Origin of the sequence: Salipiger mucosus DSM 16094, from assembly GCF_000442255.1 — a bacterium.
GTDB lineage: Bacteria > Pseudomonadota > Alphaproteobacteria > Rhodobacterales > Rhodobacteraceae > Salipiger > Salipiger mucosus.
Window position 1 is genome coordinate 681,719 of record NZ_KE557274.1, and the last position, 20,733, is coordinate 702,451.

Here is a 20,733-nt window from a genome sequence, read left to right on the forward strand (position 1 = left end):
GCTCAGGCCTCGGTCCCGGGATGAGCGGCGCGCACCTGCTCCTCGAGATGCCGCGCCAGCGACTTGCGGTTGGGATGCGCGTCGACGCGCACCGGCGCATGGTAGACCAGTTCGATCCCGCCCTGCCGCCAGCGTCCCAGCACCGCCAGAAGGTGGTCGGCAAGGCTCATCCCGCCCCACCAGCCATAGAAGCGCGGGTCCTGTCCCGGCGGCGGATGATAGATCACCGTGACCGCCTGCACCTGGATCTCGTGCTTCAGCTCCGGCACGAAGAACGCCTGGAAGAGCGTTGACTTGAAAGGAAGAACCCGGATTCCGTCCGACGAGGTTCCCTCCGGGAAGAACAGCAGCCGGTGACCGTGCAGAAGCCGCCGCTCGAAGAGCGCGGTCTGCGCGGCGGCGTCGCGCCGCTCCCGCGTGATGAAGACCGTGCCCACCAGCCGCGCCAGCCCGCCCACCAGCGGCCAGCCCGAGACCTCGGCCTTGGACACGAAGTAGACGGTCTTGCGGGCGTTGAGCGCGAAGATGTCCAGCCAGGACGAATGGTTCGCCACCACGGCGCCCGGCCCGCGCATGCGCGGTCCCCGCACGGTAAACCCGATCCCCATGATCGCGAGACAGCTGCGCGAAACCGCCCGCGTGATATGCGGCGTCCAGGGCCGGACCTCGCCGTGTATCGGACGTTCGATCACGCGCAGCGGCACCATGACCACCACGCCGAGACCGATGGCGGCCAGCATCAGCAGCGCACGCGGCACCACCAGCAGCCAACCCGCCGGCCCGGGACGCGGCGGCGTCATCTCGTCACCCTGCCAGGTCGGGCCGGCCTCGCTCATGCCCGCCCCCGCGTATAGATGCCCGCCGCCCGGGCGTTGAGCCGCGCGGTGTCCATGATCAGGCAGACGTCCGTGGTGTTGAAGGCATGGTCCACGAAGGCGCCCTCGCCGACCGTGCCGCCAAGCCGCAGATAGCCCTTGATCAGCGCCGGCGTCTCCAGCATGGCGCGGCGGCGGTCGATCTTCTCCGGCGGCAGCAGGTCCATGCGCTGGAACTCTCGAGCCCGCACACGCAGCTCAGGCGGCGCGAGGTGGCGCGCGTGCAGCAGCGAAAGCTGGTGCGCCAGCCGGGCCACGTCGGTGCCGTGGAACGACGCCGTGCCGAAGAGCAACTCGATCCCGTGGCTCTCGACGTAGCCCGCCAGCGCCTGCCACATGTGCATGACGCCGGCCCCGCCGCGATAGTCGGGATGCAGGCAGGAGCGTCCCAGCTCCAGCAGCTGCCGGCCGGTGGCATGCAGCGGCGCGAGATCGTATTCGCCCTCGGTGTAGAAGCCGCCCGCCGCGCGCGCCTGGTCTGCGCGCATCAGCCGGTAGGCCCCGACGACGGCACCATCGCGCGCGGCATCGGTCAGGATCAGGTGGTCCGCGATGTCGTCGAAGGCGTCCCGCTCGATCCGCCGGGCGTGGTCCACCGAGGGGCCGCCGCCGCCCAGCTCCTCCACGAAGACCGCGTAGCGCAGGCGCTGCGCCGCCTCGACCTCCGCCGCGCTCTCGGCCAGCCGCGCCGTGAATTCCCTGTTATCGAGCGCCATCCCGCTCCTCGCAGTGATCTGCGGCGGTTCTAGTGCGGGTCCGGGAAAAGGAAAACCGCTTTTCTCGCCCGCCGCCGGAGGGTGCATCGGTTAACCATTCAGTAACCAAACGGCGCCTAGCCTAGTCCTCGATGACGGGCATCAGTGTGACCCGCGTGCCATCGACCACGACCTTGCCTTCCTCGCGGAAGTTGACGGTGATGCGCCCGCCGATGTTGGATTGCACTTGTCCGGTGCCCCAGTCGGGGCGTTCGGGATGCATGACCAGCATCCCCGGTTCGAGCAGTGCGTTCAGATCGTCCATGTCGCCTCCAGTCCAGGGAGTTCCAAGTGTCGGAAGATAGCGCCAAACTCGCCAGCCTGGTAGGGTCGCGGCTCTGTCATGATCTCGTGAGCCCGGTCGGAGCGATCGGCAACGGGCTCGAACTGATCGCCCTCTCCGGCGCGCCCGGCGCCGACGAGATGGCGCTGATCGAGGACAGCTGCGCCTCGGCCCGGGCGCGGATCAACTTCTTCCGCGTCGCCTTCGGCCATGCCTCGGCAGAGCAGATGGTCGGGCGCAACGAGGCCGGCAAGCTGCTGGCCGAGCTGGGCGCCGGCGGGCGTCTCGCGGCGGACTGGAGCGCGCCCGGCGACGCGCCGCGCCGCGAGGTGCAGCTTGCCTACCTGGCCTACCTCTGCTGCGAAAGCGCGCTGCCCCAGGGCGGCACGGTCAGGATCGAGCGGGCCGACCCCGGCGCATGGCGGATCACCGGAACGGGCCCGCGCATCTCGGTCGAACCCGGGATCTGGGCCCAGCTCTCGACCACGTCGCTTGTCCCCGAGATGACGCCGGCACGGGTTCATTTCGCCTGCCTCGCGCGGCTTGCCTCCGAGAGGGGCAAGATCCTGCGCGCCATGCCCGGCGAGGCCGCGGTCACGATCGAGCTGCTGCCCGCGTGACCGCGCCCCCGCGCAAGGCGATCAGGACCGCACGGCGCCGTCCGCGCGCACGACGTACTTGAAGCTCGTCAGCTGCTCGGCGCCCACGGGGCCGCGCGCGTGCATCTTGCCGGTGGCGATGCCGATCTCGGCGCCCATGCCGAACTCGCCGCCGTCGGCGAACTGAGTCGAGGCGTTGACCATCACGATGGCGCTGTCGACCCGCTCGACGAAGCGGTCGATGGCGGCCTGGTCCTCGGCAAGGATGCAGTCGGTGTGATCCGAGCCGTACTGCCGGATATGCGCGATGGCAGCATCCTCGTCCTCGACCACGCGCGCGGCGATGATGGTGTCGAGGAACTCGCGCCCCCAGTCGTCCTCAACAGCCGCATGGGTCCCGGAGATGGCCTGCAGCGTCTCGTCCGCGCGCACCTCGACGCCCGCGTCGATCAGGGCGTGGATCACGCCCTGCCCGATGGTGTCGACCGCGTCCCGGTGGATCAGCAGGCACTCGGCCGCGCCGCAGATCCCGGTGCGCCGGGTCTTGGCGTTGAGCACCACCTCGAGCGCCTTCGCCGGGTCGGCCGATGCGTCGATGTAGATGTGCACGATCCCCTCGAGGTGGGCAAAGACCGGCACCCGCGCCTCGCGCTGGACGAGCCCCACGAGCCCCTTGCCGCCGCGTGGCACGATGACGTCGATGGTGTCGGTCATGCCCAGCATCTCGCTCACCGCCGCGCGGTCGCGGGTGGGCACGCGCTGGACCGCGTCCTCGGGCAGGCCCGCGCCGCAAAGGCCCTCGACAAGGCATTCGTGGATCGCCGCCGAGGAATGAAAGCTCTCCGAGCCGCCGCGCAGGATCACCGCGTTGCCCGACTTCAGGCAGAGCGCGCCGGCATCTGCGGTCACGTTGGGCCGCGATTCGTAGATCACGCCCACCACGCCCAGCGGCGTGCGCACGCGCTGGATGTGCAGCCCCGAAGGCTGCTCCCACTCGGCGATGACCTGACCGACCGGGTCCGCCTGCGCCGCGATGGCACGCAGGCTGTCGCGGATCGCGGCGATTCGCGTCTCGTCCAGCATCAGCCGGTCCATCATCGCGTCCGACAGGCCCTTGTCGCGGCCGAACTCGAGATCCTTGGCGTTGGCCTCGACGATCTCGGCGCGCCGGGTCCAGAGCGCATCGGCCGCGGCCTCCAGCGCCTGCGTCTTGCGCTCTGGCGGGGCATAGGCCAGTTCCGCCGCCGCCGCACGGGCGCGCGCGCCGATGTCGCTCATCATGGCGTGGATGTCGGTGCCGTCCTTCATGGCCTTGCCCTCCTCAGGCGTTCCGCGTGAGCCGCGCTTATAACGCGCGTGTCCCGCGCCGCAAAGCCCCGGCGAACGCGAGGCCTCAGAGCGCCATGTCGTCGCGATGGATCAGCACGGCCCGCGCGGGATAGCCCAGAAGCGCCTCGAACTCGGCCGACTGGTGGCCCGCGATGGCGCGCGCCTCGTCGCCCGTGTAGCGCGAGAGGCCCTGTCCCAGCGTGCGGCCCGCGCCGTCGCGGATCATCACCGGATCGCCGCGCCCGAAGTCGCCAGAGGCCGCCGTCACGCCCACCGGCAGCAGCGAGCGTCCCTGCCCCAATGCCTGCGCGGCGCCGGTATCGACCACGACCGCGCCGCAGGGCTTCATCGCGGCGATCCAGCGCTTGCGCGCGGCATGCGGATCGGTGCGCGAGGTGAACCAGGTCGCGTTGGCGCCCCGCTCGAGCGCCTGCAAAGGATTGAGGCCCGAGCCCTCGGTGATCGCCATGGCGCAGCCCGCCGCGGTCGCGGTCTTGGCCGCGAGCAGCTTGGTCTTCATGCCGCCCTTCGACAGCCCCGAGCCCGCGTCGCCGGCCATGGCCTCGATCTCGGGCGTGATCTCGGCGATGCTCTCGTAACGGTGCGCGGAAGGGTCCTCGGCGGGGTTGGCCGAGTAGAAACCATCGACGTCCGACAGCAGGATCAGCCGGTCGGCGCCCACCGTCACGGCGATCTGCGCCGCGAGCCGGTCGTTGTCGCCGTAGCGGATCTCGTCCGTCGCCACGGTGTCGTTCTCGTTGACGATGGGCACCGCGCCGAAGCCCAGCAGCGTCTCCATGGTCGCGCGCGAGTTCAGGTAACGCCGCCGGTCGGCGGTGTCCTCGAGCGTGACCAGCACCTGTGCGGCGGTGATGCCGTGCGGCGCCAGCGCCTCCTGCCAGGCGCGGGCGAGCGCGATCTGGCCGACGGAGGCCGCGGCCTGGCTCTGTTCCAGCGGCAGGGTCGTCGCGGGCAGCTTCAGCAGGCCGCGCCCCAGCGCGATCGACCCCGAGGAGACCAGCACCACGTCGGTGCCGCGCGCGCGGATGCGGGCCACGTCCTCGGCCATGGCGCGCAGCCAGTCGGCGCGCAGGGAGCCGGTGGCCTTGTCCACCAGCAGCGCCGAACCGATCTTGACGACCAGCCGCTGCGCGTCGCTCAGGGATGCCATGCGCCGTCATCCTCGTCGTCGGCGGCGGAGGGACGCGCGGCCTCGACATGGGCGCGCAGGGCGCGCAGCACCTCGGTCGTGCCCTCGCCCGAGGCGCCCGACATCAGCATGACCTCGCCGCCCGAACGCGCGGCCAGTTCCTCGCACAGGAAGGCGCGCTCCTCGTCGTCGAGCGCGTCGATCTTGTTGAGCACCGTGACGCGCGGCTTCTCGGCCAGGCCGGAGCCGTATTCCTCGAGCTCGTGCACGATGGTCTCGTAGTCCTCGAGCAGCGTGCCCGAGGTGCCGTCCACGAGGTGCAGCAGGGCCGCGCAGCGCTCGACATGGCCGAGGAACAGGTCGCCCAGGCCGCGGCCCTCGTGGGCGCCCTCGATGAGGCCGGGGATGTCGGCCACGACGAATTCCGCCCCGTCGACGCCCACGACGCCGAGGTTCGGGTGCAGCGTGGTGAAGGGATAGTCCGCCACCTTGGGCCGCGCGTTCGAGGTCGCGGCGAGGAAGGTCGACTTGCCCGCGTTGGGCAGACCCACGAGGCCCACGTCCGCGATGAGCTTGAGCCGCAGCCAGATGGTGCGCTCGACCCCGGGCTGACCGGGGTTCGCGCGGCGCGGCGCCTGGTTGGTCGAGGTCTTGAAGTGCAGGTTGCCCCAGCCGCCGTTGCCGCCCCGGGCCAGCAGCACGCGCTGGCCCAGCTCGGTGATGTCGGCCAGCACCGTCTCGCCGTCCTCGTCGAGGATTTCCGTCCCCACGGGGACACGCAGCACGATGTCCTCGCCATCGCGGCCGGTGCGCTGGCGGCCCATGCCGCCCTGCCCGTTCTGGGCGAAGAAATGCTGCTGGTAGCGGAAGTCGATCAGGGTGTTGAGCCCGTCGACCGCCTCGGCCCAGACGTCACCGCCATCGCCCCCGTCGCCGCCGTCGGGGCCGCCGTATTCGATGTATTTCTCGCGCCGGAACGAGATGCAGCCGTTCCCGCCGCTGCCGGAGCGGAGGTAGACCTTGGCGAGATCGAGGAATTTCATGGCGCGGTTCCCGGGACGTTGATTGCGGCGCGTTTACAGGCTGCGCCGCGATCTCTCAAGCGCCCGTTGGCGTTGCCCTGCCCCCGATGCTCAGAGTTTCACGCGGGGCTCGGGCCGCCCCGCGACGCCCGCAGGGCCGTCATAGACCGCGCCGTCGCCCTTGCTCGGAGACTTCAGCCCCTGTCGCGCGGTGGTGACGTAGAGCGTGGCGAAGTCCGGGCCGCCGAAGGCCGGACAGGTGGTCAGGCTGGCATCAATGGCGATCTCGCGGTCGAAGCTTCCGTCCGGCAGGTAGCGCGCCACGCGGCCGGCGCCGTACTGGGCGTTCCAGAGCGCGCCTTCCGCGTCGACCACCGCGCCGTCGGGCCGCAGCCCCGCTTTCGAAAGGTCGACGAAGACCTCGGGTTTGCCCTTGGGCCAGCCCTCGGCGTCGAGCGGCTGGCGCATGATCTTCATGACGGCGGTGTCCGCGAAATAGGCGGTGCGGCCGTCCGGGGCGAAGCAGATGGCGTTGGACACGGTGACGTCGGAATAGAGCCTGTCGACGTGCCCGCCGTAGAATCGGTAGATCGCGCCGGCGCCGGGCTGGGCGCGCTTGCCCATGGTGCCGATCCAGAATCCGCCGTGCGGGTCGGCGCGGCCGTCGTTGGAGCGGGTTCCGGCCTTGTCGTGTTCGACCAGGCTCACCGGCTCGCTCTCGCCGCTGGCGATGTCGAACCGCAGCAGCGCCTTTTCCGAGGCGATCAGCAGCGTCTCGGCATCGACCCAGCCCGCGGCCGAGACCATGTCATTGAATTCCCATGACTTTGGCCCTTCGGAGTCGCGCGTCATCAGGCGCTTTCCCACGATGTCGAACCAGAAAAGCTGTTGCCGCTCGGGGTGCCAGAGCGGACCTTCGCCCAGGCCGCAGGACCGGTCGTCGAACACGTTCATTGTGTGTCCCCCGTCAATACTCGTGAATGTAGAAACGACTCCTCTGAAAGTAGGTCTCACCGGGGCGCAACACAACTGGAGGGAATCCTGACCTGTTGGGGGCATCGGGCCAGCGTTGGGGCTCCAGGGCGACGCCCGCGAGCGGTCCGTACGGGAGTCCGCCGTGTCCCGTACGGGGCGCGGTCGACATGGCCCCGGCGTCGTACACCTGAAGGCCCGGTTCCGTACTGGTCACGTCCAGTTGCAATCCGCCGGCGGTGAGGGTGCAGACGGGGTGGAGCCCCTCGGTCTCGCGCAGGCAGAAGTTGTGGTCGAGCCCTTCCTCGCCCGGCGCGGTGATCGCGCGCGGCGTGCGGAAATCGAAGCGGGTGCCCGCCACCGGAGCGGGGTCGAGCGGGATCTTGTCGGCGTCCACCGGCAGGTAGCTGTCGGCCGCCACGGTGAGCAGATGCTCGGAAATGTCCTCGCGCCCGTCGAGGGTCCAGTAGGCGTGATGCGCGGGACTGCAGAAGCCCGGCGCGTCGGTATGGCCCTCGATCTCGACCCAGAGGGCCCCCACGCTGTCGAGGCTGTAAGTGACTGACAGATCGAGGTTTCCGGGGAAGCCGCAGGTGCCGTCCGCGACCCGGATCGACATGCGGCAGCTGTGCCCGTCGTGCCCCTCGAGCACCCAGTTCGAGCGGCTGGTGCCGCGGCTGCCGCCGTGCAGCGTGGTGCGGCCGTTCTCGTTGCGCTCGAGCTCCAGCACCCGCCCGTCGAGGGGGGCGCGGCCGCCGGCGATGCGGTTCGCGACGGGGCCCGCGATGGCGCCGAAATGGGTCATCGGGCCGAGGTAGGCCTCGAAATCGGGGCTGCCGAGCACCAGCGAATGGGGCACTCCGTCGCGGCGCAGGTCCTGCAGGCTCGCGCCCCATGTCATGACCGCGGCCTCGGTGCCGCCGCCGCGCAACCGTACGAGATGTACGGGGTCTCCGTACAGGTCGGTGCCGAAGTGCTCGACACGTCCGTATGAGGTCATGGTCTACTCCTCGAAGGGTGCGACAATCTCGCGTCTGCCCAAGGTGAAGGCATCGGCGACGTGGCGCATCGGCGCGAGGTCGACGTCGCTGGCGCCGTCGCGGACGAGTCGCGCCATGGCCGCGTAGAGGCGCGGGTATTCGCCCGAGAGGGGGGCGTCCTCTTCGGTGCCGGCCTCGGCGCCGTCGACGGTCATGCGCGCGCCGCCGTCCGACAGGACCAGCGTGCCGGCCTCGGTCTCGGCCTCGATGGTCCAGATCTGGTCGCCCTCCTGGCGCCAGTCGAAGTCGGCGGTGACCTCGGCCCCGTCCGGGTGGGCGAAGGCGAGGTCGGCGGCGATGGGGGTCTGGCGGTTCTCGGGGAACTTCAGCACCGCGCCGGAAAGGTGGATGGGCTTCGGCAGGATCTTGGTCACGATCGAAAGCGCGTTGATGCCCGGGTCGAAGACGCCGAGGCCGCCCGGCTCCCAGATCCAGGCCTGGCCGGGGTGCCAGCGGCGCACGTCCTCCTTCCAGGTGACGGTGAGCCGGCGCAGGGTCTTGTCCGAGAGCCAGCCGCGGGCCGCGTCGACCTTGTCGGCCTCGCGCGAGTGCCATGTGGCGAAGAGCGAGACGCGCATCTCGCGGGCCATGTCCTGCAGCGCGTGGCATTCCGAGAGCGTGGCGCCGGGCGGCTTTTCCAGCATGACGTGGCGCCCGGCGCGGATCGCCTCGGCCGCGTAGGCGAAGCGCGGCACCGGCGGCAGGCAGAGCGAGACGACGCGGATGTCGGGGCGCGCCTCGAGCATGGCGGTGAAATCGTCCCAGGCCTCGACCCCCTCGACCGAGCCGTGGCGCGAGACGGTGGCGGCAAGCTCCCAGTCGGGCGAGCCCGCGATGGCCGGCACGTGCTGGTCGAGCGCGATCTTTCCGATTCCGACGAGTGCGACGAGCATCAATGCGAATCCTTTCCGACCGGGGCGCCGCGGCAGCCCTTGAGGAAATCGAGGTCCGCGCCGGTGTCCGCGCCCTGCACGTGGGTCTGGTGCAGCCAGAGGTAGCCGCTTTCGGCGCGCTCGTGCGTGGGGGCCCATGCCTCGAGCCGCTGGGTCAGCTCCTCCTCGGAGATGTCGAGGTGCAGCTTGCGGGCGGGCACGTCGACGTCGATCATGTCGCCGGTGCGCACCACCGCGAGCGGCCCGCCGACGGCGGCCTCGGGCGAGGTGTGCAGGATCACGGTGCCGTAGGCAGTGCCGGACATGCGCGCGTCGGAGACGCGGATCATGTCGGTGATGCCCTTCTTCAGCACCTTGGGCGGCAGGCCCATGTTGCCGACCTCGGCCATGCCCGGGTAGCCGCGCGGGCCGCAGTTCTTGAGCACCATGATGCAGGTTTCGTCGATGTCGAGATCGTCGTCGGCGATCTTGGCCTTGTAGTCGTCGATGTCCTCGAAGACCACGGCGCGGCCGCGGTGCTGCAGCAGGTGCCTGGAGGCGGCCGAGGGTTTCAGGACCGCGCCGTCGGGGGCGAGGTTGCCGCGCAGCACGGCGATGCCGCCCTGGTCGGTCAGCGCCTTCTCGACGGGCAGGATGACATCCTCGTTCCAGTTGACCGAATCCTTGACCTCGTCCCAGATCGCGCCGCCCGAGACGGTGAGCGCGTCGCGGTTCAGAAGCCCCGCCTCGCCCAGCCGCTTGAGCACCACCGGCAAGCCGCCGGCGTAGAAGAATTCCTCCATGAGGTATTCGCCCGAGGGCTGCAGGTTGACGATGGTGGCGACGTCGCGGCCGAGCCTGTCCCAGTCGTCGAGATCGAGGTCGAGCCCCACCCGGCCCGCGACGGCCAGCAGGTGAATGACCGCGTTGGTCGAGCCGCCGATGGCGCCGTTGGTGCGGATGGCGTTCTCGAAGGCGTCCCTGGTCATGATGTCCGAGGGCTTGAGGTCGTCCTTGACCATCTGGACGATGCGCCGCCCGGTGAGCTGCGCCATGACGCGGCGGCGGCTGTCCACCGCGGGGATCGCCGCGTTGCCCGAGAGCGCCATCCCCAGCGCCTCGGCCATGCTGGCCATGGTCGAGGCCGTGCCCATGGTGTTGCAGGTGCCCGAGGAGCGGGTGACGGCGGCCTCGGCCTCGACGAATTCCTCCTGCGTCATCTCGCCGGCCTTCACCGCCTCGGAGAAGCGCCAGAGGTGGGTGCCGGCGCCGACGCGCTCGCCCTGGAACCAGCCGTTGAGCATGGGCCCGCCGGTCACGACGATGGAGGGCAGATCGCAGGAGGCCGCCGCCATGAGCAGCGAGGGCGTGGTCTTGTCGCAGCCCACCATGAGCACGCAGCCGTCGATCGGCTGGCCGCGGATCTGCTCCTCGATCGAGAGCGCGGCGAGGTTGCGGAACATCATGGCCGAGGGGCGGAAGGTGTTTTCCGAGGCCGAGAAGACCGGCACCTCGACCGGGAAGCCGCCGGCCTCCCAGACGCCGGCCTTCACCTTTTCGGCCAGCTCGCGCAGGTGGCCGTTGCAGGGGGTGAGGTCGGACCAGGTGTTGAGGATGCCGATGATCGGGCGGCCGTCGAAGAGATCGTCGGGGTAGCCCTGGTTGCGCAGCCAGCCGCGGTGATAGATCGCGTCGCGCGAGGTGCCGCCGTACCATTCCTGGCTGCGAAGCTTGCGGGGCCACTGAGCGGGTTTGAAACTCATTCCTGGTGTGTCCTTTCCTGCGGCGCGTGTCGGCACGCCCCTGCCGAGGCCGGGCGGCGGGGGCGCGCCGGGATGGCGCGCCCTGCCCCGGGCTCAGCCCTGCTTGTTCTTGTTGTAGACGTCGAAGATCACGGCGGCGAGCAGCACCAGCCCCTTGATCATCTGCTGGTAGTCGATACCGATGCCCATGATCGACATGCCGTTGTTGAGCACGCCCATCAGGAAGGCGCCGACCACGGCGCCGACGATCTTGCCCACGCCGCCCGACATGGAGGCGCCGCCGATGAAGACCGCCGCGATCACGTCGAGTTCCAGCGCGAAGCCCGCCTTGGGCGTCGCGGTGTTGAGGCGCGCGGCGAAGACCATGCCCGCCACGGCGGCGAGGATGCCCATGTTCACGAAGGCGAGGAAGGTCAGCCGCTCGGTCTTGATGCCCGAGAGCTTGGCGGCCTTGGCGTTGCCCCCGAGCGCGTAGATGCGCCGGCCGAGGACGGTGTTTTCCGTGATGAAGGCGTAGATGATGGTCAGCACGCCCATGGTGATGAGCACGTTGGGCAGCCCGCGGAAGGCCGAGAGCTTGTAGAGGATGAAGACCAGCGCCGCCGAGACGATGACGTTGCGCGCCACGAAGAAGCTGCGGGGCTCGTCCTCGATGCCGTAGGCCTTGTTGCGCGCCCGCGCCCGCAGGCCGAGCCAGACGATGGCGGCGGCGGAGATGATGCCGGTGCCGAGCGCCAGCACGTTGATGTTGCGCGCGCCGAAGATCCCCGCGAGCGCCTGGCCGAAGCCCTCGGGGAAGATGTCGGGCACGAAGCCGTTGGCGATCATCTGGAATTCGCGCGGGAAGGGTCCGACGGACTGGCCCTCGAGCAGCCAGAGCGAGAGACCCCGGAACACGAGCATGCCCGCCAGCGTCACGATGAACGACGGGATCTTCCAGTAGGCGACCCAGTAGCCCTGCGCGGCGCCGATCAGCCCGCCGGCCACGATGCAGGCCAGCGCGGTGACGGGCACGGACTGCTCCCACTGGACGATCATCACGGCGGCGAGCGCGCCGATGAAGCCCATGACCGAGCCGACCGAGAGGTCGATGTTGCCCGAGACGATCACCACCAGCATCCCCAGCGCCATGATGACGATGTAGCTGTTCTGCAGCAGCAGGTTGGTGACGTTGATGGCGCGCAGCAGCGTGCCGTCGGTGACGATCTGGAAGAAGACCATGATCGCGATGAGCGCGAAGAGCAGGCCGTATTCGCGCAGGTGGCTGGCGAGGTATTCCGTCACGCTCTTGCGCGGGGTGCTCTCGCCGGTTTGTTCGGCAACTGACATGGCCGGTCTCCTATTCGTCGGTCACGATGAGCGACATGATGCGTTCCTGGCTGGCCTCCTCGGCCGTCAGCTCGCCCACGAAGGCGCCCTCGTTCATCACGTAGATGCGGTCGCACATGCCCAGAAGCTCGGGCATCTCGGACGAGATCATCACCACGCCCTTCCCCTCGGCGCTGAGCTCGTTGATGATGCCGTAGATCTCGAACTTGGCGCCCACGTCGATGCCGCGGGTCGGCTCGTCGAGGATCAGCACCTCGGGGCCCGAGAAGAGCCACTTGGACAGCACCACCTTCTGCTGGTTGCCGCCCGAGAGGTTCATCACCTTCTGGAAGACGCCCGGCGTGCGGATGTTCATGGCCTTGCGGTATTTCTCGGCCACCTCGGTCTCGCGGTTCTCGTCGAGCACGCCGTTGGACGACACGCCCTCGAGGTTGGCGAGCGAGACGTTCTTGCGGATCGTCTCCTCGAGGATGAGGCCCAGCGACTTGCGGTCCTCGGTGACATAGGCGAGGCCCGCCTCGATGGCCTTGGTCACGCTCGAGGTGTCGACGGGTTTGCCGTGCATCTCGACGGTGCCCGAGATGTTGCGCCCGTAGGAGCGGCCGAAGACGCTCATGGCAAGCTCGGTGCGCCCGGCGCCCATGAGGCCCGCGATGCCCACGACCTCGCCCGCGCGGACCGAGAGGTTCACGTCGGTGATGACCTGCCGCTCGGCGTGCTCGGGATGCCAGACGTTCCAGTCCTTGATCTCCATGAGCATCTCGCCCGCGCGCCGCTGGCGGTCGGGGTAGCGGTGGGCCATGTCGCGGCCGACCATGTCGCGCACGATGCGGTCCTCGGTCACCGGCTCGGCGCGGGCGTCGATGGTCGAGACGGTGGTGCCGTCGCGGATCACCGTGACCGTGTCGGCGACGCGGCGCACCTCGTTGAGCTTGTGGCTGATGATGATCGAGGTGACGCCCTGCGCCTTGAGCTCGAGGATCAGGTCCAGAAGCGCCTGGCTGTCGCTTTCCGACAGCGCCGCCGTGGGCTCGTCGAGGATGAGCAGGCGGACCTCTTTCGACAGCGCCTTGGCGATCTCGACCAGCTGCTGCTTGCCGACGCCGAGGCTGTCGACCAGCGTGCCGGGGCTTTCGCGCAGGCCCACCTTGCGCAGCAGCCCCTCGGTGCGCTGGAAGGTTTCCTGCCATTGCATGACGCCCTTGCTGGCGACCTCGTTGCCGAGAAAGAGGTTCTCGGCGATCGAGAGCAGCGGCACCAGCGCAAGCTCCTGGTGGATGATGATGATGCCGCGCGCCTCGCTTTCCGAGATGTCGCGGAACTCGGCGATGTCGCCGTCGTAATAGATCTGGCCCTCGTAATCCCCGGCGGGATAGACCCCCGAGAGCACCTTCATGAGGGTCGATTTCCCGGCGCCGTTCTCGCCCACGATGGCGTGGATCTCGCCCTGGCGCACCGAGAGGTTGACCGTGTCGAGCGCCTTCACCCCCGGAAAGGTCTTGGTGATGTCGCGCATCTCCAGCAGCGTCTGCATGGTGGCTCCTGTTGAAGTGGGAGGCCGCCGCCCGCGCCGCGCGTGGTGGCGCGGGCGGGGCCCCGGTCAAGCGATGGGAGGGATCACTCGACCTCTTCGCGGTCGTAGTAGCCCGTCTCGATCAGGCGCTCTTCCCAGTTCGAGGCATCCACCGGAAGCGGCTCGAGCAGGTAGGAGGGGACCACCTTGACGCCGTTGTCGTAGGTCTCGGTGTCGTTGATCTCGGGCTCTCCGCCGCCGAGGACCGCCTCGACCATGCCCACGGTCACGCGCGCGAGTTCGCGGGTGTCCTTGAAGATGGTCGAGTACTGCTCGCCCGCGAGGATGGACTTGACCGAGGGCAGCTCGGCGTCCTGGCCGGTCACGATGGGCATGGGCTGGTCGCCCGAGCCGTAGCCGACGCCCTTGAGCGAGGACAGGATGCCGATGGACAGGCCATCGTAGGGCGAGAGCACGCCGTGCACCTGCTTGTCGGTATAGTGGGCCGAGAGCAGGTTATCCATGCGCGCCTGCGCGACCGCGCCATCCCAGCGCAGCGTGCCGACGGTGTCCATGCCGCGCTGGCCGGAGACGACGTTGATGTCGCCCGCCTCGATCATCGGGTCGAGCACGGACATCGCGCCGTCGTAGAAGAAGTAGGCGTTGTTGTCGTCGGGGCTGCCGCCGAAGAGCTCGACGTTCCAGGTTTCGGTGTCGGGGAAGCGCTCCTCGAGGCCCTGCACCAGCGATTCCGCCTGCTGCACGCCCACCTTGAAGTTGTCGAAGGTGGCGTAATAGTCGACGTGCTCGCTGTCGCGGATGAGGCGGTCGTAGGCGATGACCGGGATATCCGCGTAGTAGGCGTTTTCCAGCGCGTTCGACAGCGTGGTGCCGTCGATGGCGGCGATCACCAGCGCGTCGACGCCCTTGGTGATCATGTTCTCGATCTGGGCGAGCTGGTTGGGAATGTCATCCTCGGCATACTGCAGGTCGGTGTCGAAACCGGCTTCCTCGAACTGCTTCACCATGGACTCGCCGTCCGAGATCCAGCGCGCCGAGGACTTGGTCGGCATCGCGATGCCCACGGTCTGCGCGAGCGCACCCGTTCCCAGGGCCACGACCGCAGCGGCCGAGGCCAGAATGGCCTTCACGTTCATGTCTTTCCTCCCGTTGTGGCGCCTGCCTTCATCCTCCCGGCGGCGCCTTCTCAGTCATCGGACCGATGGCCCGTCCCTATGCGGTATCGCGGAATGACATGCCGTTCAAATGCGATTGGGGCTGATTTCCATATCATTCGTGTTATACCCGGCCGCATGGACTTCCTTCGCCGGCTCAAGCCGCATCACCTGCGCCTCATCGTTCGCATCGCGGATACCGGAAAACTGCAGGTCGCGGCCTCGGCGCTGGCGATGTCGCAGCCGGCCGCCTCGCGCATCCTGACGGACATCGAGGCGGACAGCGGGGCCCAGCTCTTCATCCGCCACCCCAAGGGCATGGAGCCGACGCAGGCGGGCACCGCCTTCGTCAAGCACGCGCGCTCGGTGCTCAACGCGCTGGACAGCCTCGAATCGGAGGTGGGCGGCATCAACATGGGACAGGCGGGCGAGGTGCGCGTGGGCTCGGTCACGGGGCCGGCGATCAAGTGCCTCGTGCCCGCGCTGCTGGAGGTGAAGCGCGCCTCGCCCAAGATCGAGCCGACCTTCGCCGTCGGCCCCTCGGTCGATCTGGTGCGGGGACTGGAGGCGCGGCGCTTCGACTTCGTGATCGCGCGGCTGCCGCCGGACTACGACAGCCGCGACTTCCAGCTGCTGCCGGCGCGGTCCGAGGTGATCTCGCTTCTGGTGCATGCGCGGCATCCGCTGGCCGGGGCCAAGGGGCTGACGCTGGAGGCGCTGACCGAGTTCGGCTGGGTTATCCAGGAGCGCGGCTCGCCGATCCGGCAGGCGGTGGAGACGGCCTTTGCGGAGGCGGGCATCCGGCCGCCGTCGAACATCACCAACAGCTCGTCGATGCTGGTGGTGCTCTCGCTGCTGCGCGAATCCGACACCGTGGCCCCGGTGAGCGCCGAGGTGGCCGGGCTGCTGACGCAGCCGCCGCTTTCGGCGGACCTGAGGGTGCTCGACCTTGCCGTGCCGATGACGGTGGCGCCCTATTTCCTGATCCGGCACCGCAGCCAGCAGCTGTCGCGGGCCGCCGAGACGCTGATGCGGGGCGTGCTGGCGCGGCTCTGAGGCAGAGGTTGACCGCGCGCAATGACGCGCGGGCGCAGGCGCGATACCCCTGAGGACCGGGAGCGTTCGGGAGGGGGCACCACCATGAAGGGACCGATCGTCGTCGCCACGGACGGCTCGGAGCCGGGCGGGCGCGCGGTGGACTGCGCGGCCGAGTTCTCGGCCGGGCTGGGGCTGAGGCTCTGCATCGTGCACGTTCTGCTGCATGGCCGCCCGCGGCAGGAGCTGGCGCGGCTGGCCGGGATCGAGGAGCTGGCCCGCTGCGCGAACGCGCCCGAGGTCTTCGGGCCCGGCGGGCTGCGCTACATCGCCCATACCGCCGAGGAGGAGATCGCCGTCGGCTGCGCCATCGTGGCCATCGGCGACGAGATCCTGGCCCGCGCCCGGGCGCGGGCCGAGGCGCTGGGCGCGAAGGACATCGTCACGCGGGCCTGTGCGGGCGACTACGCCGACGAGGTTCTCGACGTCGCCGAGGCCGAGAAGGCCGGGATGGTCGTGCTGGGCAGCCGCGGGCTGGGCCGGCTGCGCGGCACGCTGCTGGGCAGCGTGTCGCAGAAGGTGCTGCACCATGCCCATTGCACGGTGGTGATCGTGCGCTGAGGCCCCTGCCCGGCCGCGCGGCCTTGACCGCCGTCAATGAAGGCGCCGGGGCGCGGGCCTAGAGTTCGGAGCATGTTCGGGTGGAGGATCGGACAATGGACATTTCAGAGGCAATGCACGCGAAAGCGGACTGGGCGAGCGCCGACATGCCGGTGAGCGAGGTGGCGCGGATGATGAAGGCGGACGACATCGGCGCGGTGCCGGTGGGCAAGGACGACCGGCTGATCGGCATGATCACCGACCGCGACATCGCGCTGCGCGTGGTGGCCGAGGGGCGCAACCCCGACAAGACGCGGGTCGAGGAGGTGATGACGAAGGACATCGTCTACTGCCAAACGCACGAGACGGTCGAGGATGCCATCCACCTGATGGACCAGAAGAAGATCCGCCGCCTGCCCGTGCTCGACGGCGACAAGCGGCTGGTGGGGATGCTGAGCCTCGGCGACGTGTCGCATTCGGTGGGGCGCGCGCTTTCGGGCGAGCTGCTGCACGCGGTCTCGGACCATCACCCCTGAGGCCATTCACGACCATAGAACGGAGACTTCGACCATGAGACCGATCAAGGCCATTCCCCTAGCCCTTGCCGGCCTGCTGCTGGTGGCGGGCTGCGACGACCTGACCCCGCAGCAGCGCACCGTGGTGGGCGTGACCGGCGGCGCGGCGGCGGGGCTCATCACCGCCGAGGCGCTGGAGGCCGACGACGACTGGCGCCTGATCGCGGCGCTGGGCGGCGCGGCCATCGGCACGGTCGTCGCGCAGAACAGCACGACCGACATGTGCGCCTACGCGCGCGGCGATGGCACCTATTACCGCGCGCCCTGCCCCTGAGGGCCGCGGCGCGACATCCGGAGTGAGGGCCATGCAGACCGCGCCCGTCATCACCAGCCGCAACCTCGACGCCTCGCCCTCGGTCAACGAGATCGTGGGCCGCAGGGTCGCCGGGCTCGAGAAGATCGAACCCGAGATGATCGGCTGCGAGGTCATCCTCGACGCGCCGCAGAAGCGCAAGCGGCACGGCCGGGTGCTGCGGGTGCGGCTGCACCTGCACCTGCCCGGCCCCGACCTGTCGGTCTCGCGCGAGGTGGCGCAGGGCAGCGCCCGCGACGACCTGCTGCTGGCGGTGAACCGCGCCTTCTCGGCCGCGGAGACACGGCTCAAGCGGCGCAAGAAGGTCATGGACGCGGTCGAGGTCAAGCACCACCCGCCGGTGCTGCACGGCGTGGTCACGACGCTGGAGCCCGAGCTGGGCTACGGCTGGCTGCGCGCCGACGACGGGCGCGAGGTCTACCTGCAGCGCGACGCGCTGACCTCGGACGACTGGGAGAAGGTCGAGACCGGCACGCGCCTGCGCTTCCGCGAGCGGCAGGGCGACAAGGGCCCCTACGCGACGGGCGTCACGCTGGCCGAATGACCCACCGCCACGAAGGAGAGACAGCGACATGACCGAAACGACAGCGGCGCCGAAGACCACCGTAATCGACGTGCCCGAGGCGGTGGGTGTCTTCGACAGCTTCGAGACGCTGCAGGCGGCGATCTACGACCTGATGATCGCGGGCTTCAGCCGCTACGACATCAGCCTGCTGGGCAGCGAGGCCGCGGTCGAGGAAAAGCTGGGCAAGCGGTTCTGGCGTGCGGCCGATCTCGAGGACGACCCGCAGGCGCCGCGCGCCTCCTTCGTCTCGGAGGAGGCCATCGGCGAGCTGGAGGGCGGCATCGCGGGCGGCTTCTTCTTCCTGGGATCCTATATCGCCATGGCGGCGCTGCTGACGCCCGCGAGCACGCTCGCGGCCTCGGTCGCGGCCATGGCGATCGGCGGCGGGCCGGCGGCAGTGGTGGGCACGCTGCTGGCCCGTCGCGTGGGGCGGACCCATCGCGACTATTATGCCGAGCAGATCCGGCACGGCGGCATCCTGCTCTGGGTGCGCACGGTGGACCCCGAGCGCGAGGCGCTGGCCCGCAAGATCATGGAGGGCCATTCCGGCCGCGACGTTCACGTGCACGACTGGAGCGAGTGAGGCCCGGGCTCAGGTCCGGCGCTGCAGCACCTGCACGAGTTCGCGCAGGTTGGGATGGGTGGCGAGATCGTCGTCGCCCGCCGCCTCGGTCAGCGCCTCGATGTCGAGGATGCGGATCAGGTCGGGTTTCAGCACCTCGATGCTGCCGGCGTCGGCCAGCGCGTGGAAGGCGCGGCTGAGCGATTCCGGCCGCGTGCCCAGCAGGTGCGCGAGGTCGGCGCGGCTGATCGGGATCTTCACGTCGAGGCCGGTCTGCGCCAGTTGCACCAGGTGGTCGATGCCCGCGAAGCGCGCGCAGAGCACCAGCAGGAACCCGGCCACCCGACCCGAGATCTTGTGGCTGGTGAGCAGGATCATCCAGTCGCGGGCGCGGTCGAGTTCGGTGAGCAGGTTCAGCAGGACGACGCGCTCGAGATCGGGCGCGCGGAACATCATCGCCTCGAAGGCGTCGCGCGGGAAGGTGCAGACCTCGGCCGCGCTGGCCGCCTCGATCGAGAAGTGCATCGGCCCGTTGAAGACGCGGCCGAACATGTCGCCCTCGACCAGCAGGCCGACGATGTGCTGGCGGCCGTCCGAGAGCGTCTTCTGCATGCGCAACACGCCGCTGCGGACGCAGGCGACCACGTCGGGCGTGTCGCCGTCGTAGACCACGGTCTGTCCATGGTCGAAGCGGCGCAGGCGGCAGAGCGACTCGAGTTCGGCGAGCGTGGCGGGGTCCAGTTCGCTCAGCTGGTGGAGCTGTGACAGCCTGCACGGGCAGCCACCGGAAGCGGAATCGCGTGTCGTCATACTGCGCCTCCGCGTGAATGTGGGACCGAGGCGCACCGGCTGCGATCCGGGCGACCGCGGGTGGTGTCGCCCTCCAATATCTTACATATTCCAGAATTAATTGATGAGCGTCAATGCCGGCGGGCGTTTTCCGTGCATAGGTGGAAAGCCAATGACCAGCGCAATTGGGGGGAGATTGCGAGCATGAAGGCAACTGGCGGGACATGGGCGCTCGTGTCGAACGGCGTCCGCGCGCGCATCCTTCGCGCGCTGGAGGGCGGCGATGGCGAGGAGCCGATCGAACTGGTGAGCAAGGCCGAGTCAACGCACCTGCGCGACATCCTGTCGGACCGCTCGGGGCGCAGCTTTGCCTCTGACCACAGCGGCCGGCGCTCGGCGATGGAGCCCGGATCGGACCCGATCCGGCGCGATATGCAGGATTTCGCCAGCGACACGCTGGAGATGCTCGAGGGCCACCATCGGGCGCGGGATTTCGGGCGGCTCGCGATCCTCGCGGAGCCGGGCATGCTGGGCATCCTGCGCCAGCAGATGCCGGCCGGGCTGCGCCCGGCGGTCGTGCTGGAGCGTCCGGTGAACCTCGTGGGGCTGCCCGCGGCCGAGCTGCGCGAGACCGTGCGCCGCCTGGTGATGTCGGAGCCGCTGGAATGAGCGGCGCGGCGCGTGGAAAGACGGCCTCAACGGCGGGCCTGTGCGAGATGCCGGCACAGTGCGGCGACTGCGAGCTGCGCAGGACGAGCCTGTGCCGCGCGGCCTCGGAGGCGCGCGGGGCCGACGTGCGGCCGCCGCGCATCCGGCGGCTGCGGCGCGACGAGGTGATCGAGAGCGAGGGCGAGAGCGCGCATTTCATGGGTGTGCTGCGCTCGGGCTACCTGCGCCGCGAGCGCATGCGGCCGGACGGGCATCGCACGGTGCTGGGGCTGGCCTGTCCGGGCGATCTCGTGGGCGGGCTGCCGGGGCAGCGCTTTGCCTTTTCGCTGGAGGCGGCCACCGATGCCGAGATCTGTTCATACGATCCGCAGAGCGTGGCGCACCTGCTGGCCCGGGACCGGGTGTTCCACCGTTCGATCCTGCTGGAGGTCTGCGCCCAGCACGAGCGGCAGCTCGACCTGATCTGGCAGCGCGGGCTGCTCAACAGCCGCGAGCGGATCATGGCCTTCCTGGTGAAGGCCTGCCGGATCATGCCGCTCGAACGGCAGCCGGACGGCAGCGTGGTGGTGACCATCGCGTTGTCGCGGCGCGACTGGGCGGACCTGTCGAACACCACCGTGGAATCGATCAGCCGCACGCTGAGCCAGCTGGCCGAGAAGGATCTCGTCGTCCGGATCAGCCCGCAGCGCTACCGGATCCGGGACCTCGAGCTGCTGATGCGTCTTGCCGGGATGGACCCGGAGGATACCGTCGGGCCACGTCCCTGGCTCGGCGAGGAAGCCGCGCCGGCGGAGCCCCTTAGTGTCAGTGCCGGTCCGTCGATGCGGGTGGTTGCGGTGCGTCCGAGCCGGGACTCGCGCCCGCCGCTGGTGCGGCGGCGCGACAGCCGGGGCCGGCGGCCGCCGGACCTGCAGCAGGACGCCTGAGGCGCGGGCCGGCTACCGGCCG

Annotated in this window: 23 protein-coding genes; 9 read left to right on the top strand and 14 right to left on the bottom strand. The window is 69.6% G+C overall.

All coding sequences use genetic code 11. The features are described 5' to 3' along the window. Positions 1-2: 2 nt before the first annotated feature. The 3 genes from olsA to SALMUC_RS09300 all read right to left on the bottom strand — a co-directional run bounded on the left by olsA (position 3) and on the right by SALMUC_RS09300 (position 1,895). Positions 3-836: a lyso-ornithine lipid O-acyltransferase gene (gene olsA, locus SALMUC_RS09290; protein WP_020040345.1), complete on the bottom strand. Its 834-nt coding sequence runs from the start codon at positions 834-836 to the stop codon at positions 3-5. After that, positions 833-1,591, bottom strand: coding sequence for an L-ornithine N(alpha)-acyltransferase (olsB, locus tag SALMUC_RS09295; RefSeq protein ID WP_020040346.1), 759 nt, complete (start codon positions 1,589-1,591; stop codon positions 833-835). The genes olsA and olsB overlap by 4 nt, the downstream gene beginning before the upstream one ends. 121 nt (positions 1,592-1,712) lie before the next feature. Then, positions 1,713-1,895, bottom strand: a complete 183-nt coding sequence (locus tag SALMUC_RS09300; protein ID WP_020040347.1) for a DUF3553 domain-containing protein — start codon at positions 1,893-1,895, stop codon at positions 1,713-1,715. Positions 1,896-1,921: 26 nt separating this feature from the next. On the opposite strand from SALMUC_RS09300, the gene SALMUC_RS09305 reads away from it, so the two are divergent. After that, complete coding sequence (locus SALMUC_RS09305) at positions 1,922-2,533, top strand: histidine phosphotransferase family protein (RefSeq protein WP_021120146.1); 612 nt, start codon at positions 1,922-1,924, stop codon at positions 2,531-2,533. Between the two features lie 21 nt (positions 2,534-2,554). Here the strand turns inward: SALMUC_RS09305 and SALMUC_RS09310 are convergent, their stop codons facing one another. From SALMUC_RS09310 to chvE, 10 genes are all read right to left on the bottom strand, one after another. Next, entirely contained in the window at positions 2,555-3,820 is a 1,266-nt protein-coding gene (locus SALMUC_RS09310) for a glutamate-5-semialdehyde dehydrogenase (RefSeq protein WP_020040349.1), read from the bottom strand. Between the two features lie 85 nt (positions 3,821-3,905). Beyond that, entirely contained in the window at positions 3,906-5,012 is a 1,107-nt protein-coding gene (gene proB / locus SALMUC_RS09315; protein WP_020040350.1) for a glutamate 5-kinase, read from the bottom strand. After that, complete coding sequence (gene obgE, locus SALMUC_RS09320; protein ID WP_020040351.1) at positions 5,000-6,034, bottom strand: GTPase ObgE; 1,035 nt, start codon at positions 6,032-6,034, stop codon at positions 5,000-5,002. Before obgE ends, proB begins: the two co-directional genes overlap by 13 nt. Before the next feature lie 90 nt (positions 6,035-6,124). Continuing rightward, positions 6,125-6,967 (bottom strand): SMP-30/gluconolactonase/LRE family protein, encoded by an 843-nt coding sequence (locus SALMUC_RS09325; protein WP_020040352.1) that lies wholly within the window; start codon positions 6,965-6,967, stop codon positions 6,125-6,127. Positions 6,968-6,980: 13 nt separating this feature from the next. Further along, a complete protein-coding gene (locus tag SALMUC_RS09330; RefSeq protein WP_020040353.1) occupies positions 6,981-7,985 on the bottom strand; it encodes an aldose epimerase family protein in 1,005 nt (334 codons plus the stop codon). A gap of 3 nt (positions 7,986-7,988) precedes the next feature. Continuing rightward, positions 7,989-8,918 carry a Gfo/Idh/MocA family protein gene (locus tag SALMUC_RS09335; RefSeq protein ID WP_020040354.1) on the bottom strand — a complete coding sequence of 310 codons (930 nt, stop codon included), beginning with the start codon at positions 8,916-8,918 and terminating at the stop codon, positions 7,989-7,991. Further along, positions 8,918-10,660 carry an L-arabinonate dehydratase gene (gene araD / locus SALMUC_RS09340; RefSeq protein ID WP_020040355.1) on the bottom strand — a complete coding sequence of 581 codons (1,743 nt, stop codon included), beginning with the start codon at positions 10,658-10,660 and terminating at the stop codon, positions 8,918-8,920. The genes SALMUC_RS09335 and araD overlap by 1 nt, the downstream gene beginning before the upstream one ends. Positions 10,661-10,753: 93 nt before the next feature. Then, the gene (gene mmsB, locus SALMUC_RS09345; protein WP_020040356.1) at positions 10,754-11,989 is read right to left on the bottom strand and encodes a multiple monosaccharide ABC transporter permease; all 1,236 of its coding nucleotides are present in this window, start codon (positions 11,987-11,989) and stop codon (positions 10,754-10,756) included. A gap of 10 nt (positions 11,990-11,999) precedes the next feature. Next, positions 12,000-13,523, bottom strand: coding sequence for a multiple monosaccharide ABC transporter ATP-binding protein (gene mmsA, locus SALMUC_RS09350; RefSeq protein WP_020040357.1), 1,524 nt, complete (start codon positions 13,521-13,523; stop codon positions 12,000-12,002). A gap of 83 nt (positions 13,524-13,606) precedes the next feature. Then, positions 13,607-14,659, bottom strand: a complete 1,053-nt coding sequence (gene chvE, locus SALMUC_RS09355) for a multiple monosaccharide ABC transporter substrate-binding protein (protein WP_020040358.1) — start codon at positions 14,657-14,659, stop codon at positions 13,607-13,609. A 156-nt stretch (positions 14,660-14,815) separates the two neighbouring features. Here chvE and SALMUC_RS09360 point away from each other — a divergent pair, with 156 nt between their 5' ends. The 6 genes from SALMUC_RS09360 to SALMUC_RS09385 all read left to right on the top strand — a co-directional run bounded on the left by SALMUC_RS09360 (position 14,816) and on the right by SALMUC_RS09385 (position 18,348). After that, entirely contained in the window at positions 14,816-15,733 is a 918-nt protein-coding gene (locus tag SALMUC_RS09360) for a LysR substrate-binding domain-containing protein (RefSeq protein WP_020040359.1), read from the top strand. A gap of 84 nt (positions 15,734-15,817) precedes the next feature. Beyond that, entirely contained in the window at positions 15,818-16,333 is a 516-nt protein-coding gene (locus tag SALMUC_RS09365) for a universal stress protein (RefSeq protein ID WP_020040360.1), read from the top strand. 95 nt (positions 16,334-16,428) lie between these two features. After that, entirely contained in the window at positions 16,429-16,848 is a 420-nt protein-coding gene (locus SALMUC_RS09370; RefSeq protein WP_020040361.1) for a CBS domain-containing protein, read from the top strand. Between the two features lie 34 nt (positions 16,849-16,882). Further along, a complete protein-coding gene (locus tag SALMUC_RS09375) occupies positions 16,883-17,161 on the top strand; it encodes a glycine zipper 2TM domain-containing protein (RefSeq protein ID WP_020040362.1) in 279 nt (92 codons plus the stop codon). Positions 17,162-17,192: 31 nt separating this feature from the next. Further along, the gene (locus SALMUC_RS09380) at positions 17,193-17,744 is read left to right on the top strand and encodes an HPF/RaiA family ribosome-associated protein (RefSeq protein ID WP_020040363.1); all 552 of its coding nucleotides are present in this window, start codon (positions 17,193-17,195) and stop codon (positions 17,742-17,744) included. Between the two features lie 28 nt (positions 17,745-17,772). Then, positions 17,773-18,348 (top strand): hypothetical protein, encoded by a 576-nt coding sequence (locus SALMUC_RS09385; protein WP_020040364.1) that lies wholly within the window; start codon positions 17,773-17,775, stop codon positions 18,346-18,348. A gap of 9 nt (positions 18,349-18,357) precedes the next feature. Here the strand turns inward: SALMUC_RS09385 and SALMUC_RS09390 are convergent, their stop codons facing one another. Beyond that, positions 18,358-19,137: a Crp/Fnr family transcriptional regulator gene (locus SALMUC_RS09390; RefSeq protein WP_020040365.1), complete on the bottom strand. Its 780-nt coding sequence runs from the start codon at positions 19,135-19,137 to the stop codon at positions 18,358-18,360. A 183-nt stretch (positions 19,138-19,320) separates the two neighbouring features. Between SALMUC_RS09390 and SALMUC_RS09395 the strand changes: the two genes are divergently transcribed. Further along, positions 19,321-19,785, top strand: coding sequence for a host attachment protein (locus SALMUC_RS09395; RefSeq protein ID WP_020040366.1), 465 nt, complete (start codon positions 19,321-19,323; stop codon positions 19,783-19,785). Then, positions 19,782-20,711 carry a Crp/Fnr family transcriptional regulator gene (locus tag SALMUC_RS09400; RefSeq protein WP_020040367.1) on the top strand — a complete coding sequence of 310 codons (930 nt, stop codon included), beginning with the start codon at positions 19,782-19,784 and terminating at the stop codon, positions 20,709-20,711. The genes SALMUC_RS09395 and SALMUC_RS09400 overlap by 4 nt, the downstream gene beginning before the upstream one ends. Positions 20,712-20,733 lie beyond the last annotated feature (22 nt).